General features: G+C 72.7%; 14 protein-coding genes. 5 read left to right on the forward strand and 9 right to left on the reverse strand.

All coding sequences use genetic code 11. The features are described 5' to 3' along the window. Window positions 1-74: 74 nt before the first annotated feature. The 3 genes from ACZ58N_RS08405 to ACZ58N_RS08415 all read right to left on the reverse strand — a co-directional run bounded on the left by ACZ58N_RS08405 (window position 75) and on the right by ACZ58N_RS08415 (window position 3993). On the reverse strand, window positions 75-1367 hold the full coding sequence (locus ACZ58N_RS08405) for a hypothetical protein (RefSeq protein ID WP_471157023.1): 1293 nt from the start codon (window positions 1365-1367) through the stop codon (window positions 75-77). Window positions 1368-1600: 233 nt separating this feature from the next. Continuing rightward, window positions 1601-3076, reverse strand: coding sequence for a S8 family peptidase (locus ACZ58N_RS08410; RefSeq protein ID WP_471157025.1), 1476 nt, complete (start codon window positions 3074-3076; stop codon window positions 1601-1603). A 497-nt stretch (window positions 3077-3573) separates the two neighbouring features. Continuing rightward, entirely contained in the window at window positions 3574-3993 is a 420-nt protein-coding gene (locus tag ACZ58N_RS08415; RefSeq protein ID WP_471157026.1) for a GNAT family N-acetyltransferase, read from the reverse strand. A 42-nt stretch (window positions 3994-4035) separates the two neighbouring features. Here ACZ58N_RS08415 and ACZ58N_RS08420 point away from each other — a divergent pair, with 42 nt between their 5' ends. Next, entirely contained in the window at window positions 4036-4728 is a 693-nt protein-coding gene (locus tag ACZ58N_RS08420; protein ID WP_471157028.1) for a nucleoside deaminase, read from the forward strand. Window positions 4729-4843: 115 nt separating this feature from the next. On the opposite strand, the gene ACZ58N_RS08425 is transcribed toward ACZ58N_RS08420, so the two are convergent. After that, entirely contained in the window at window positions 4844-5545 is a 702-nt protein-coding gene (locus tag ACZ58N_RS08425; RefSeq protein WP_471157029.1) for a 4'-phosphopantetheinyl transferase family protein, read from the reverse strand. A gap of 81 nt (window positions 5546-5626) precedes the next feature. Between ACZ58N_RS08425 and ACZ58N_RS08430 the strand changes: the two genes are divergently transcribed. Next, window positions 5627-6412, forward strand: a complete 786-nt coding sequence (locus ACZ58N_RS08430) for an alpha/beta fold hydrolase (protein WP_471157030.1) — start codon at window positions 5627-5629, stop codon at window positions 6410-6412. Between the two features lie 112 nt (window positions 6413-6524). Here the strand turns inward: ACZ58N_RS08430 and ACZ58N_RS08435 are convergent, their stop codons facing one another. From ACZ58N_RS08435 to ACZ58N_RS08455, 5 genes are all read right to left on the reverse strand, one after another. Continuing rightward, complete coding sequence (locus ACZ58N_RS08435) at window positions 6525-7046, reverse strand: hypothetical protein (protein ID WP_471157032.1); 522 nt, start codon at window positions 7044-7046, stop codon at window positions 6525-6527. A 239-nt stretch (window positions 7047-7285) separates the two neighbouring features. Beyond that, on the reverse strand, window positions 7286-7711 hold the full coding sequence (locus tag ACZ58N_RS08440; RefSeq protein WP_471157034.1) for a nuclear transport factor 2 family protein: 426 nt from the start codon (window positions 7709-7711) through the stop codon (window positions 7286-7288). Continuing rightward, the gene (locus tag ACZ58N_RS08445; RefSeq protein WP_471157035.1) at window positions 7708-8661 is read right to left on the reverse strand and encodes an NAD-dependent epimerase/dehydratase family protein; all 954 of its coding nucleotides are present in this window, start codon (window positions 8659-8661) and stop codon (window positions 7708-7710) included. Before ACZ58N_RS08445 ends, ACZ58N_RS08440 begins: the two co-directional genes overlap by 4 nt. Further along, entirely contained in the window at window positions 8658-11471 is a 2814-nt protein-coding gene (locus ACZ58N_RS08450) for an AMP-binding protein (protein ID WP_471157036.1), read from the reverse strand. Before ACZ58N_RS08450 ends, ACZ58N_RS08445 begins: the two co-directional genes overlap by 4 nt. A 73-nt stretch (window positions 11472-11544) precedes the next feature. Beyond that, window positions 11545-11931, reverse strand: coding sequence for a 4'-phosphopantetheinyl transferase family protein (locus ACZ58N_RS08455; protein ID WP_471157037.1), 387 nt, complete (start codon window positions 11929-11931; stop codon window positions 11545-11547). 891 nt (window positions 11932-12822) lie between these two features. On the opposite strand from ACZ58N_RS08455, the gene ACZ58N_RS08460 reads away from it, so the two are divergent. The 3 genes from ACZ58N_RS08460 (at window position 12823) to ACZ58N_RS08470 (ending at window position 15482) form a co-directional block, all read left to right on the forward strand. Beyond that, complete coding sequence (locus ACZ58N_RS08460; RefSeq protein ID WP_471157038.1) at window positions 12823-13527, forward strand: DNA-binding response regulator; 705 nt, start codon at window positions 12823-12825, stop codon at window positions 13525-13527. Window positions 13528-13648: 121 nt separating this feature from the next. Then, on the forward strand, window positions 13649-14437 hold the full coding sequence (locus tag ACZ58N_RS08465) for a TrmB family transcriptional regulator sugar-binding domain-containing protein (RefSeq protein WP_471157040.1): 789 nt from the start codon (window positions 13649-13651) through the stop codon (window positions 14435-14437). A gap of 283 nt (window positions 14438-14720) precedes the next feature. After that, a complete protein-coding gene (locus ACZ58N_RS08470) occupies window positions 14721-15482 on the forward strand; it encodes an IclR family transcriptional regulator (RefSeq protein ID WP_471157041.1) in 762 nt (253 codons plus the stop codon). Window positions 15483-15499 lie beyond the last annotated feature (17 nt).

Genomic DNA, 15499 nt, shown 5'->3' on the forward strand with positions numbered 1-15499 from the left:
CTCCAGTCGCGGCGCGGAGCGGGAAAAGGGGTGGTGCGGCGCCGGAGCACCGCACCACCCCGGGTCGGAACCGGTCAGGCGATCGAGAACGTCACGACCGACTGGTAGGTGTCGGCGAACATGAACGGCGGCAGCTGGAGCATCGCCGCGCCGCCCACGGCGAACTCGCCGCCGGTCAGCTCGTCACCGCCGGCCGCCTGCGAGGCGACCTTCATCGGGGTGTCGGTGATCGCGCCCGGAGTGCCCGCGGTGCACGCGCTCGGGCTGTCCGGGTTGGTGACGGTGCAGGACGGCTGGATGCCGAGCTGCGCCTTCGCCATCGAGTGGCCGGTCGTCTGGTTCAGGAACGGCGTACGGGTCGCCGTCACGTCCCAGCCGAGGCTGCCACCGCGGAAGTCCTGGACGGTCGCGGCGTTGAACGCGCCGAACACCGACTGGGCCTTCCCGTTGATGGTCACCGAGCCGAAGCTGACGGCCGGCTGGCCGTCCTTCGGGCCGAGGGCCAGCGGCCCGGGCAGCACCTCGATGTCCACCGGGTTCTTCACGCCCGCCTGCTCCTCGACGAACACGAAGGGCTTGGGGGCGAGCGCCGAACCGTCGATCCGGATGGCGTCGGCCTTCTTGGTGACCGTGATGTTGCAGGTGGCGGCGCCGGAGGCGTCCGCCGTGCCGGTGCCCGTGTCACCGGTCGCCGCACCGCCCAGCAGCGCGGAACAGGCGACCGCGCCGGCCGGGAAGTTGGCCCCGGAGACGACCACGGCGGTGCCCGCCGGGCCGCTGTTGGGCGTCAGCTTCGTCGTGACCGGATCCTTGGGCAGGGCCTCGGAGGCGATCGAACCGACCGAGGCACTGGGCCGCGGATCGGGCGTACACGTCGTGGTGTAGACCGTGCCGCCCAGATCGGCGTCCGTGATCACCTGGTCGATGGTGATCTGCACCGTCGTTCCCTCGGTGCCCTCGGGGAGGGTGATGTTCCCGCTGAACGCGGGCGGATCCGCCTTCTTCCCGGCTTCCTGATGGCTGGGGACGGCCGGGCTGGTCACCGTCTGGGCGACCCCACCGACGAGCAGCTTCATCTTGATCGTGTTGACCGTGTCGATGGTGAACATCGGGACGACGGGGGTCTCGCCCGGATCGATGGTGATCGGCACGGACTGACCCGCCTTGGCGGTGTCGGGGACCGTGACGGTGAAGTCCTGGGTGCCGTTGGCGCCCGGCTGGGGCGCGGGGGCGACACACTTCACGGGTACCGGAGTGGTCTTGGTCGCGGCCTGCGCCGTCCCCGTCAGGGCCACGACACCGCCCGTCAGGGCGAGGGAAAGGGCGCCCGCCCCGGCCAGCATTCTTCGTCGGAACGTAGTACTCACTGGGTCGCGACTCCTTCGTCGGACGAACCCCTCCCCCCACCCGCTGTGTGGGGGAGGTAGAGCCGGTGCGGAGGTCGTCATTGACGCGTCGCGGTGATGAGAAGTCAATGGATGGGTTTCGCCCGAAGCACACACACATTGATGTCCCATCAGAACCGGTCTGATGGGACATCGAATACCGACCGGTCGGTGCCGGCGGGGACGGGTGCGCCACGCCCTGCCCGGCCTCCGCCTCAGGGGGCCGTCGGGACGTGCAGCAGCAGGTTCGCGGTCCCGGCGGGCAGGCCCGTGATCCGGTCCGGGACGGCGCCGCGCAGCAACGCCCGACCCACCTCATCGGGAGTGCGGGCGGTGCCGCCCGCCAGGAGCAGCGCGGCCGCGCCCGCCACGTGCGGGGCCGCCATGGAGGTGCCGGAGGAGCGGGCGAGGGCCGTCGTCGAGCCCTTCCACGCCGAGGTGACGGCCACGCCCGGCGCCGAGAGGTCCACGCAACGGCCGTGGTTGGAGAACTCCGGACGCCGGTCGGCGGCGTCCGTGGCCCCCACCGTCAGGGCCTGCCCGACGCCCGCGGGGGAGCCGGCGCAGGCGTCCCGGCCGTCGTTGCCCGCGGCCACCGTGAAGGTGATCCCGGATGCCACGGCACGGACCACCGCCGCGTCCATGGCCCGGCTGGGGGTGCCGCCCATGCTCATGTTGGCGACGGCCGGGCCCCGGGCGGCGTTCCGGGCCGCGTCCTTCACCAGCCAGTCGAGCCCGCGCAGGATCGCCGACAGCTTGCCGTCACCACGGCAGTCGGCGACCTTCACGCCCACGAGGGAGACCCCCTTGGCCACCCCGTACGTCGCCCCGCCGACGGTCGCGGCGACGTGCGTGCCGTGACCGTTGCAGTCGGCCGCGCCCTCCATGAACACCGCGTTGTACCCGACCCGGGCGCGGCCCCCGAACTCCTGGTGCGCGGTGTTGATCCCGGTGTCGACGACGTACACCGTGACGCCCCGCGCGGTGCCGGCGTACGTGTACGAACCGTCGAGCGGGAGCTCGCGCTGGTCGATCCGGTCGAGCGGCCAGGGGGCGGAGGCCTGGGCGGTGAGGGGGACTCCGACGGGAGCGGGAGCGGGAGCGGGGACGGAGGGGGGTGAGGGGGTGGGCGTGGCGGTGGGGGCGGTGGGGGCGCTGGGGAGTGCGGGTGCGGGTGCGGTGGTGGGGGCGGGGGTCGGGGCCGGCGCCGGGGCTGCGGGGGGTGGGGCGGGCTCGGTGTCGGGTGCGGTGGTCGGTGTGGGAGCGGGCGTCGGGGTGTCGGGTACCAGGGTGTTGGGGGCGGGCGTTGGGGTGGGGGAGGGGGTTGGGGCGCCGGGTGCGGGGGTGCCGGGTGCGGGGGTGCCCGGCGCGGGGGTGTCGGAGATCCGGAAGTCCGTGTCCGGTTCGACGGAGGCCACCCGTGGGTCGGCGGCGAGTGCTGCCGCACGGGTCGCGGTGGTGCGCACCGCGAAGCCGTTGAGGACGGTGTCGTAGACCGGCCCCACCCGGTCCCCGGCCTCCTCGGCCTCGGAGGCCAGGGCGCGGGTCGGAGCGCGCGGGGTGGCGTCCTTGAGGACCACCACGTAGGAGGCGGTGGGCGCTTCGGACCCGGCTGCGGCAGCGGGCGGCGGAAGGGCGGCGGCCGCCGCGAGCAGGGCGGCGGCGGGCAGGAGCGAGGTCAGTGCTGTCATGCCCCCGACGCTCCCGCCGCCGGGCCGGGGGCGCGCGGAGGGTGCGCCGACTGGCGGCACGACACGCCGCCGAAGGGGTCCCCGGCGCACCCGCACCGGTTGGGTCGGGCAGCCGCGATCGGTTTTGCCTTGCGCGCGGGTCCGTGGGCGTGCGCCGTGTTCGGGTGCCGGGGACGTGCGCCGTACCCGGGCCCCGGCGGGTTCACGCACCTGCGCCGGTCGGGTCGGGAGGCCACGATCGGTCCTGCCTCGCGCGCGGGGCCAGGGCGTGCGCCGCGTTCGGGCGCCGGCGACACGCGCCGCACCCGGCCCCGGCGGGTTCACGCACCTGCACCAGTCGGGCCGGGCGGCCTCGATCGGGTTTTGCCTCGTGCGCGCGTCCGGGGACGCGCGCCGCACCAGGGTGCCGGGGGCGTGCGCCGTACCCGGACCCCGGCGGGGCGGCGGCGGGGGCGACCTCGGACGGGGGATCGGCCGCCCCGCCCCCGGACCGTGCGTCAGGGGGCGGGAGGCAGGGGCCAGCCGCGCATCGTGAAGACGCCCTCGTCCTCGGCGCCGGACGCGGTGTACGTGGCCAGCGCGGCCTCGTTGTCCGTGTCGACGCCCACCCACATGCCGTAGCAACCCCGCCTTCCCGCTTCCGCGGCCAGGGCCTCGGTCAGGGCGCGGCCGATGCCGCGCCGCCGGTAGCCCTCGTCCACGGAGAGTTCGTAGAGGCACATCTCGGTGCCCTTGTCCGGGTGGCTCATCTCGATGCCGGACACCATGCCGGCGGGCACCCCGTCGACGTAGGCGATCAGCATCAGGTGTCCGGGGGACCGCAGGAAGCGCTCGGACCACTCCTCGCGGGCGGGGCCGTCGAACAGCCCCTCGGCGGCTTGCAGTTCGGCGGCGGTGGTCGCGGGGCGAATGTCCATGCCCGCCACGATAGGGGCCGGACCCCGTGTGATCATGCGGACATGACGGGTGCGGGCGGGGAGTTCGAGGCGGCGTGGCACACGGCACCCGAGGCGGTACGCCGTGTCCTGTCCCGGGCGTACGAGGCGCTGACGGCCGGCGGCCTGGCGGTCGGGGCGGTGCTGACGGACCCGGCCGGGACCGTACTGGCCGAGGGCCGGAACGAGGCCTACGAGGAGCCCGGCACCGGCGGCCCGGGCACCGGTCCGCTGCGGGGCACACCCCTCGCGCACGCGGAGATGAACGTGCTCGGGGCCGCCCGAACGGCCTGGGACCTCGGCGTCGCGACGCTGTGGAGCACCCAGGAGCCGTGCGCGATGTGCGCGGCGGCGGCCCGGTTCTGCGGGGTCGGCGCCGTGCGCCACCTCGCACCGGACCCGTGGGCACTCGCGACGGGCTCCCCGACGTCACGGGGCTCCGGAGCCTACGTGGCCGCACCCGCCGCCGGGACGCTGTGGCTGCTCGCGGCGAACGTGATGTTCCTGCGCAGCGTGGTGGAGGCCGCGACCGGTCCGGGCGAACCGGAGATCCTGCGCCACCACCGGGGCGCCGAACCGGAGACGGCCGCGCTCCACGACACCGTCCCACCGGGGCTCCCGGGGAACGACGCGGTGGAGGAGTGGCTGCCCCGGTTGTGGCCCGCGCTCACGGAGGCCGCGCGGAACCGGGAGGGCCGCCTCGGCCGGCCCCGCTGACGGCGCCGACCGGTACGGCCGCGCTCCTCATCGCCGTCGACGTCGCCGCCTTGGGCGCGTCGTCGCGGCCGGACCCCGGTTCGGGACAGGGGCGAGTCCCTGGACGGCGGGGCCGTCAGGTCGTGCGGACCGCCAGGGCGGCCGCGTAGGCGGGCGGCGCCGGGAGGTCGCGCAGGGACCAGCCCGGGACGGGGGCGGGCGTGGCCGCGGAGCCGACGTACGGCTCGATCAGCCCGAGGGCGAGTCCCGTGCCGGTGGCCTTGAGGTACGCCTCCTTGCGGGACCACAGCCGGGCCAGGGCCTCCTGCCGGTCCGTCACCGGGAGCGCGGTCAGCTCGGCGGTCTCCGCCGGGTGCAGCGTGCCCATCACGTCGCCCACGGCCCCCGCGTTCGGGAGGCCCTCCACGTCGACGCCGACCGGGGCGCCCGCGAAGGCGAAGTAGGCCATGTCCGCGCTGTGCGACAGGGAGAAGTGCACCGCGCCCCCCGCCACGGCCGGCCGGCCGTGCGGGCCACCGCAGCAGGGGCAGTCCTCGCGGACCAGGGTCACCTTCTCGGGTGCCAGGCCCAGGTAGGAGCCGAGCAGCACCCGCAGCCCGATGTGGGAGGCGAGGTAGCTGCGCCGGTCGTGCGGGCGCAGCAGGCGGGCCAGCCGGTCCCGCTCGGCCGCGTCGAGCAACGCCGCGGCCTCGTCGACCCGGTGGCCGCCGATCACCGCGAGCGTGGTGTCCAGGGACCACACGACGGCGTCCGACCCCACGGGCAGCGTGCCCGTCCGCGGTATGTCACCGCCGAGCTGATTCACGTACTCGGTCATCCGAGCAGCGTAGACGAGGAGATCGACGGCCCGGTTACCCTCGTCCGAGTTTCGTGGCGATCACCACCAGGGGGACAGGCCGTGCGCAGTGCCGTCGTGACGCCGGAAGGCGACCGGATCCGTTGGGTCGAGCTGCCCGGGGAGGGGCCGGCCCGTGTCTACGTCCATGGGCTGGGCGCCACCTCGCCCGCGTACTTCGCGGCCGGCGCGGTGCACCCGCTGCTCGCGGGCGGACGGTCGCTGCTGGTCGACCTGATGGGGCACGGGCACAGCGACCGCCCCGACACCTTCTCCTACACCCTGGAGGCACACGCCGACGCCCTCGCCCGGGCCCTCACCGAGGCCCATGTCGAGGCCGCCGAGGTGATCGCGCACAGCATGGGCGGCGCCGTCGCCATCGTGCTGGCCGCCCGCCACCCCCACCTGGTGGCGCGGCTCGTCCTCGTCGACGCGAACCTCGACCCGCTGCCCCGCGTACCCGCCGGCCCCGGCAGCAGCGGGATCGCCTCCTATACGGAGGAGGAGTTCCTGGCCGGTGGCTGGGCCGAGGTGCGCGACCGGGCCGGCGCCCACTGGTGGTCGACCATGCGCCTGGCCGGGCGGACCGCCCTGCACCGCAGCGCCGTGCACCTCGTGACCGGTACGACCCCCACCATGCGGGAGCTGCTGCTGGACCTGCGGATCCCGCGCGGCTTCCTGTACCCGGAGGCGGACGGATCCCCCGCGGGGACCGAAGCGTTGGAGGCGGCGGGAGTACGCGTCCTGCCGGTACCGGACTGCGGGCACAACATCATGCTGGACAACCCGGACGCCTTCGCCCGGACCGTGTCCGCCCTCCTGCGCGACAGCACCCCCGAGGCCGGGTAGCCGCCGCCCCTCTTCCGGAAAGGGGGGCGGCGGCCCGCCTCGTACAGCGCCCCGCAGTACCCCGCTGTACCCCGCAGCACCCCGCGAGCTTCGCAGTGCTTCGTGACGGTGGTCAGCGCTGCCCGGCTGTTCTGACCATTCCGGCCGTGCGCTTCGTCGGGGCGTCGGGGGACGGGGTTCCGTCGGTCCAGGCGTAGACCCGCTTGCCGCGCACCGCGACCTGGTACTGGTGCCGGTCGCGGCACTCGGGGCGCTCCTCCGCCCTCGTGTCACGCGGCCACCAGCGGGCCGCCAGACGGGGACCGTCCTTCACCTTCTGGGTACCGGCGGCGCACTGCGGTCCGTCGAGCGCGGTCCGGCCCAGGGTGAAGCGGATCAGCCTGGCCTCGCCGTTCGTCCGGACGCGTATCCGTATGTCCGTGGCGTCCGCCGGTATCCAACTGGGCAGGGCGAACGCCCGGTCGCCGCGCGCCGGCGCGTCGGCCGCGGTGGCGAAGCGCTTGCCCTTCTCGTGCAGCACGCGGTCGTCGAGTGCGTTGGTGATCGGGTTCGGCGGCAGGTTCGGCAGGGCGAGGGCGGCCGTGGCCATGACTCCCACGGCAGCGGCGGCGATCACGAGCGGGCGGCGGTTCATACGGCCAAGTGTTCCGGGCGGACGTACGGTGCCGCGTCCCTCCGCAGTACCAAGTTCGCCTCTGCCGCAAGTCGCATACGACCTCATACCTGAGAGGGGCTTGACCGCCACTCGGAAGCGCCCCGCGCGTTTGCCGGTCCGAGAGAGGACGGGGGACGGGAGCCCGCGCGCGCCGACCGGGCCGCCTGGACCGCGTACGCGTCCGCCCGGCCGACCTGGGCCGTCGATCCCCCCGCCCCTCAGCTCTCGATCAGCCGCTGGAAGGCCACCGTGTCGAACATGTCCTCCATCCGGACGGCGCGGCCGTCCCGGATGGTCCAGGAGTGGATGAAGCTCAGCCGCTCCGTGCGGCCGCTCACCGAGGTGACGTGGCGGACCCCGAAGACCACCACCCGGTCACCGGACTCCACGAACTCCATGGGGTCCAACCGCATCCCGCCCACGACGGTGGGCGCGTGGGCCAGGAACTCCAGGACGCCCTGGTGGCCGTACTTGGTCCCGCCGAGGTTGTAGTCGGCCATGCTGTCGGGGTGGACCCACTCCACGTCCGGCGCCAGGGCGGCCAACAGCGCGCCCACGTCGTGGGTGTGGAAGGCCTCGTAGGCGGAGCGGATGAGGGTGAGGTTGTCCGACGGTGCGAGGCAGGTGCTGGGGGCGGTGGTCATGCTGCTCGGACTCCTTCGAGGTCGGTGTGCCGGTGGACGAGCCCGGGGTGCAGGGCTTCGAGGGTGCGGCGGATCCCGTCGCGCCAGGGGACGGTGCAGGGGCCGGTCAGTTTGCGGCGCAGCGTCGGGTCGAACTGGTACGTCTCGCGGGTGACCTCGCTCGGTACGAGGCGGGCCTCGACGCCGGTGAGAGCCTCCATGTGACGGACGCAGTCGGTGATGCCGACCGGCTCGTCGCCGCCCCAGTTGACGAGCGTCGCCGGGGTCGCGGCGGCCTTCCACAGGTGGGGCACCTGACGCACCAGGTCGTCGGTGTGAAGCGGCGAGAACCAGTTCTGGCCCTCGACGGGTACGGCGATGGGCTCACCGGCCAGCATCCGCGCGAAGTACAGCATCGGGACGCCGCCGTAGCCGCCGGGCCCGTACGCGATGTTCAGACGGGCGATGGTCGTGGGCAGCTCCAGCACCTGCGCGAAGGCGCGCACGGCACCCTCCGTCGCGATCTTCCCGACGGGGTAGGCGGGCAGCCAGGCGGCGACCCCGTCGACCGGGTCGGTCTCCGTGTACCGGTGGTCCAGGGTCTGCCGTGCGTACAGGGCGCCCGTGGAGACGTACAGGAAGGCCTCCGCGTCTGCGCAGTGGGTCATGAGCCGGCCCGTGGCCACCGCGTTGACCTCGGCGACGGCGTTGAAGTCCCCGTCCTCGCCGCGCCGGACCGCGGAGTGGATCACGTGGGTGAAGTCGTGCGGGAGGCCCCGGAGCGCATCGCGGGAGGGGTCGTCCATGTCCCAGTGACGGGTGGTGATGGACTTCGCGTTCAGCGCGCGCTCGACGCCCGGGGTGCCGAACCGGCCGAGGCACCAGACCTCGTTGTGCTCCGCCAGGGCCTCGGCCACCGGCCGGGCGACCTGGCCGGTACCGCCTGTGACGAGGATCTTCTTGCCCTTCATCGGGTTTCTCCCTGCTGGTTCGCGGCGTACGGGGCGGCGGCTCGCGCGGCGGTGACGCGGTCCGCGTCGACGAGGGCCAGGTCGAGTTCCCGGCGCAGGATGCTCTGGAAGGCGGCGACGTGCCGGGGGCCCATCAGCGTGTAGTGCTCGCCGGGGACCTCGACGTACCGGTTCGGCCCGGTCGTGTACTCGTCCCAGCGCCGCAGCTCGCCGTCGAGCCACTCCTGCCTGCTGCCGCGCAGGGGGGTCGCGTGGAAGACGTGCATCGAGGGGACCGTGCCGCCGGGCTCGTAGGTGCGGCCCAGCTCGGTGAGCCGTGCCGCCACCTCGGCCCAGGCCGCGAACTTGTCGGAGTCGAGGTCGAGTTCCGTGAGGCGGTCGGGGGCGGAGAGGGCCATCAGGCGATCCACCTGCTCCTCGCGGGGCAGGTCGCGCAGGTCGCCCGGGAGTTCCCCGGCCTGCTTCTTGTCGATCAGCGACAGGAAGAACGCCAGGTTGACGGCGGTCTCCACGAAGTCCAGTTCGTCCATGCGGTACTTGATGTGCGGCGGCAGGTTGAAACTGCCGACGAAGTCGACGCGCTCGCCGTCGGCGCGGAGCACCTTGGCGATCTCGAACGCGACCGCTCCACCGTACGAGTAGCCGGCGACGGCGTAGGGACCGCGTGGCTGACGGGCCCTGATGGCCTCCACGTAGCGGTCGACCATCTGGTCGAACGTGGCGAACGGCTTCTCGCCCTCGTTGAAGCCGCGGGCCCGGAGCGCGAAGAACGGCCGGTCACCGACGAAGTACTTGGCGAGGTTGACGAAGACCAGGACCTCACCGACACCGGGATGGACGCAGAAGAGCGGGGTCTTGCTGCCGGTGGTCTGCATGGGCACGACGGGTTCGTACGCCTGCGGGGCGGATGCGGCCACCGCGGTCAGGCGGGCGGCGAGGGACCGCACGGTGGGGGCGGTCAGTACGGTGATCACCGGCAGGTCGTCGATGCCGAGGCGGCGGGCCACCTTGCTGCGCAGCCGCAGGATGTCCAGGGAGGTACCGCCCAGGTCGAAGAAGTTCGCGGTGGCGCTCAGGGCGGCGGCGTCCACGCCGAACGTCTCCGCGTAGACCTCCGCCAGGATCCGCTCCGTTTCGCCCTCCGGTGCGGTGTGCCCGCCCAGCATGCGCACGGTGAGGTCGGCGAGCCGGTCGCGTTCCGTGTCGTAGGCACCGGCTTCGAGGCGGCGGCGCATCAGCGCGCGTTGGATCTTGCCGAGGCTGGTCTTGGGGAAGGCCTCGCGGGGCAGTGCGAGGATGAGGGAGGGGCGGAACCCCCACTGCGTGACGACGCCGCTGCGGACGGCGCTGATCACCCGGTGCAGCTCGGCCTCGTCCTCCTCGGCCGCCTCGCAGTGGAAGGCGACGACGAGTGCCTCGGTGTCGCTGCCGGGCGAGCGGGTGGGGAAGGCGGCGACGTAGGAGCCGGCGACGCCGTCGAGCTGTTCGAGGGCGGTCTCCAGTTCGTGGCTGAAGTGGTTGACGCCGTTGACGATGACGCTGTCCTTGCTGCGGCCGACGAGGGTGAGCCGGCCGTCGTCGACGCGGCCCAGGTCACCGCTGCGGAACCAGCCGTCGGCGGTGAAGGCCGCACGGGTGGCCTCCTCGTCGTTGTGGTAGCCGGGGGTGACCATCGGCCCGGACAGCTGGAGTTCACCCACCTCGCCCTCCGGCAGCGGTCGGTCGGCCGGATCGACGATCCGCATGCGCATGCCGTCCACGGGGGTGCCCAGGGAGGCGAACTCCGCACCGCCGTCCGCGCTCGGGAACTCCCGTGAGTAGACGGAGCCGGCGCAGGTCTCGGTCATGCCGAAGGCGGGCCACAGGGCGTCGGGCGCCAGTCCGTACGGCGCGAACCGCTCCAGGAACGCTTCGCCGGTGGTGCGGACCACGGCTTCCCCGCCACTGATGATCTGCCGCAGGGCGGAGAGGTCGAGTCGTTCTCCACCGGCCTCCGAGCGGTCCGTGTTCCCATTGAGCTGCGCGAGGAGGAAGTTGGGTGTGAACGTCATCGTCACGCGGTGGCGCGAGGCGAGCCGGAGGAACTCCGGCGGGTCGCCGAGGACGACCGAGGGTTCGACGTGGAGCTGGCGGCAGCCCACGGAGAGCGGGAGGAGATGGCACTCCAGCAGGGCGGCCACGTGGTCGAAGGAGACCCAGTTCATCGTGGTGTCGCCGGCCATCAACCGGTGCCGGCCGTTCTTGGCCGCCATCGAGGCGAGCAGGTTCGCGTGACTGAGCACCACCGCCTTGGAGTTGCCCGTGGAACCCGAGGTGAGGACGAGGACGGCGGCGTCGTCGGCGGAGCCCCCGCCGTACGGGGAGGCAGGGGTGGCCCCGTACAGCTCGTCCAGCACGGCGACGTCCAGGCCGGCGACGGGCGGCAGTTCGGCGGCGAGTGAACCGCTCGTGACGACGACCGGTCTGTCGAGCAGCACGTACACATGGGTGAGCAGGCCGGCCCACCGGTCCGGGTCGCCGCGCAGGGGCGCCATCGGGCACGGGACGAAGCCACCCAGGACGGCGGCCCAGAACGCGGTGATGAACTCCTGCGGGCTTTCCAGGATCAGGACGACCTTGTCCTGGGGTCGGAGTCCCCGGGCGCGCAGGCCGGTCAGCACGCGCAGGGCGTCGTGCAGCAGTTCGGCGTGGCTCTGGTCGCGGAATCCGGCGTCGGCGGGGCCCGCGCAGTGGCGGATCGTGGTCGCGGGGTGGTTCCGAGCGGCGTCGAGCAGCAGGTCGGCGGTGCTCCGGAAAGGTGCGGTGTTCACAGTCACTCCGTTGCCTGGGGACGCGGTCGGGTGGACCCGCCGCGGATGGGGAGGGGCGTGGAACCGGGCGGCGTCAGATGGGCCGCACGACCACGTGGTGGCCGACGTTCGAGGGGAGGGCCACCGTTGCCGTCCAGCCGGGCGGGACCTCGGCGTCGGTCACCCACCACGTGGACGGGGCGCCGAGGGCGAGCGTGGTCACCTCGGCCGGCCCCGGCACGCCGGCGTGGGTCTCCAGCTGCGTGAGCTCGTCGGTGATGCCGACCCCCGCGGCCTTCAGCACGGCCTCCTTGCGGGTCCAACAGCGCAGGAAGGCGAGGCTGCGCGCGGGACCGGCAGGTTCGGCGAGCACGGCGCGGCGCTCGTGCGCCGTCAGGGCGACGTCGGCGATGTCGGTGACCGATACGTCGCGCAGGGGTTCGGCGTCGATTCCGACGGGGTGCGGGGAGACGGCCAGCATGCCCAGTCCGGCCGTGTGGGAAAGGCTGATGCGTAGGGAAATATCGGGCCTTATGACGGCGGGCGGCCCGTGTTCCGGGTCTCCGCAGCCGCCACATGGGGCGCGGCCTATTGATATGCCATGGGCGGGAATCCGAAGAATTTCGGACATGATGCGGCGAATGGTGGCGCGGGAGCTGATGAACTCGGCAGCCCGTGCGGGTGATTTGAATGCCTGTGCGCGCCTCGCTTCGGAAGTGTCCAGAAGAGCCAGATCGGCGGAACTGGAACGACCGTGCGGTATACGCCACCACCACACCAGCGCATCAGCGGAATCGAGGCTGGAAAAGGTGGTGTCGACTGTCCGGATGGCGTCTGCGGGGCGTGTGGTCACGAGGGGACCGTAGGCAGCAACTCGTCTCACCTGGTGATCCCTTGACAAATTGCGGACAGCTATGGAACGCCCTGTGAATGATGCGCTGCCGAGCGTGCCCGAAATGACAATGGGAGCTACCGCTTCCGGGTGGTCCGTGCAGTTTCCTGTCACGCGTGGTGAGGAGTCTCGACGCCCCGTGACACGCGGGATATCCGAGCCCCGCGCGGTCGGCGCGTCTCACCGCGGCGATGTTCCCCTGCCCCGGTCTCACCATCCGAACCGGAGACGGGCCGGATACGGTCGTTCTTGACGGTGCTTCGAATAGTGCACGCCTCAACCACATCGGCCATGGGTATGCCCAATTGGCCACCCTGAGTCGCACGGTTCACCGGTTAGGATGTGCCCGACCAGCGGATGTCCTGCACGCGGGGGCGCCGCTAAACATACGGGGGCGAAATGATGGGAACTGGAATTGAACCACCGGGCGCGGCCGTGGACGCGGGGGAGGGAGAGCCTCGCACCGACCACGCCGCGCATTTGGAGAAAGCGCTGCTCCAGGCGCACGCGCTGATCGAATCGACCGTGTCCCTGCACCGGACGCGGCCGGTACCACCGTCCTCGGTGGCGCGTACCGACGCCGCTCGCGTCGGGGACACCCTTGAGCAGTTGGTCAGGCGCGCGCGCCACTCCGTCTGCGTGGCCCTGACCGGCACCGGAGAGTTCGCGGACGCCGTACTGAAACTCCTGGCGACGATCCCTCCCCGGGTGGTCGTGCGCGTCCTGTGCACCGCCGAAGCCGCCGGGTCGCCGCTCATCACGTTAACGGAGGTTCCGGACCGACGCGTGGAAGTCCGGGTGTCCGAGAGCGATCTTCGAGAGATCCTCGTGGTCGACGGTTCGGTGGCGTTGGTGCGGGCCACCGGCAACGGGGGTGAGCAGGCCGCCCTCGTGAACGACGCGGCGGCGGTGCGTGCCCTGGAGTTGCTCTTCGCCGGTGCCTGGTCCCGCGGCCGCAAGCTCGCCGACCACCTCCACCTCAGCCCGCGCCTGCGCACGGATCTCGCCCGGAACATCCTTGAGCGGCTCCGGGCGGGGAACACCGACGAGATCGCGGCCCGGGACCTGAACGTCTCCCTGCGGACCTATCGGCGTCACGTCGCGGACATCATGCGCGAACTCGACGCCAACTCCCGATTCCAGGCGGGTGTGAGAGCCGTGGAGTTCGGCCTGCTGGCCGAATAGCGGTGCGTCGCCACGCGTCCGTGCGGAACGACATTTTCGAACGGGCAACGCGGGGCGTGCCGCCGGGCCGCCCGCACGCGGCCCTTCACGTCGATCGCATGGTCAGGAAGAGGGGGTGCACGTGTCTCGGAACACCGAGGACGTGATGGAGCGTGCACTGCTCCAGGTCCGGGAGCTGCTGGAGTCGACCGTCGCCATTCACCGCGACCGCAGTCTCCAGGAACAGCTCATCGAAGTGGTCGAAAACGACTACGAGGTCGTCCTCGACACCGCCCAGCGGCTGATCGAGAGCGCGACCGAGTCCATCGACATTGTCCACGCCAGGCTCCGGGGATCGGACGAGACCCCGGGCAGAACGGAACGGGGGTTGATCTACCGGGCGGCCGAAGGCGTGTCCGTACGTGTGCTGGCCTCGCCGGCGCTGCTCGACGAGGAGTTCGTGCGCGAACAGATGAGCATGGACAGGCCGATGGCGGTGCGGGTGGCCAAGGTGCCCCCGCTGCAGGCACTGATCGTCGACGGTCGGTCCGCGCTGGTGGTCGCGGAGTCGGCCGTCGGCCGGCGGGCCTCGGTGATCCGGGTTCCCGAGGTCCTGCACACCCTGCACACCCTGTTCGAGAGCGTGTGGGCCAACGCCGTGCCGGCCGGGGAGCGCATCGTCTTCGGTGACTGGGACCGCGCCGCGCTCGCACGACAGATCCTGGGCGCGTTGCAGGCCGGCGTCACCGATGACGTCGCCGCCAGGGAGCTGGCCGTCTCGGTGCGCACGTACCGCCGCTACGTCGCGGACATCATGGTGCTGCTGGGGGCCAACTCCCGCTTCCAGGCCGGTGTACGAGCCGCGGAGCTGGGACTTCTGCCTCCACCGGCCGAAGGAGGGGGGCGCGGCACTCCGCCGGCAACTTCCTGAAAGGAGCGTTGCCCCTCCCGTTCGACGCCAGTTGTATGGGCCGCCAGGAACGCGATCGCGCAGCACGTGCGGAACGCAGTTTCCCTGGCGGCCGGTCACCCCTCCGAGCGCCGTCGCCGCACGGGGCGGGTTCGGATCGCCGAACCCGCCCCGTGCCCTCAGGTGAACGTCCTACGGAAGGCAGGTCCATGAATCAGTTGCCGGTGGGTCCGGATGTTCCGGCCCGGGGATCGGACGGCCGGCGCGCCGGCGCGGCCACGCCCGCACACCGGGTGCGGGTCCGATGAAGGTCATGACCCAGGAGCCGCGGGTCAGCGGGGTGGGCGTGTTGGACAAGGCCTCCGTGCTGCTGAGCATCGTGGAGGCCGGGCCGGCGACGCTGGCGGAACTGGTCCGGATCAGCGGCCTCACCCGGCCCACGGCGCACCGGATCGCCCAGGCCCTGGAGCGCCTCGACCTGCTCACCCGTGACGACCGCGGCCGTTTCGTGCTCGGCACGCGACTCGGGAACATCGCCGTGGAGGCCCAGCGGGACCGGCTGATCCAGTCCGCCGCGCCGGTCCTGGCGGACCTGGCCTGCCTGACCGGGCTCGACGCGAGGATCATGCGGCGCCGGGGCGAGAAGCAGGTCTGCGTCGCGACCTCGGTGGACCCGGACAGCCTCACGGACCCGTTGCCGCTCGGCACGACCAGGCCCGCCAAGGCGGGCGCGGCCTCCCAGGCACTGCTCGCCTGGGAGGACCCCGAGGACCTGTACGAGGGCCTGCGCGGGGCCCGCTTCACAGCGGCCCAGCTCGCGCTGGTGCGCCGCCGGGGATGGGCGCACGGTCCCGACGGGGCGGTGCCCGACGCCTGCTCCATCGCGGTTCCCGTGCGGGCCAAGGGGGACCGGGTCGTGTGCGTCCTCGTACTGACCGGCAAGGCTCCCCGGATGCCGGCCGCGGAACCCGGCCGCGCCCTGCTCGGCGCGGTGATCGACGCCGCGTCCCGGCTCGGCGAAGCGGCGGCGCGTTCCCGGCGCGGGGGCGTCCGTCCGGTCGCCTGAGCCCTCCCGCCGCCGAC

It is taken from the genome of Streptomyces sp. NPDC040432 (assembly GCF_055595445.1).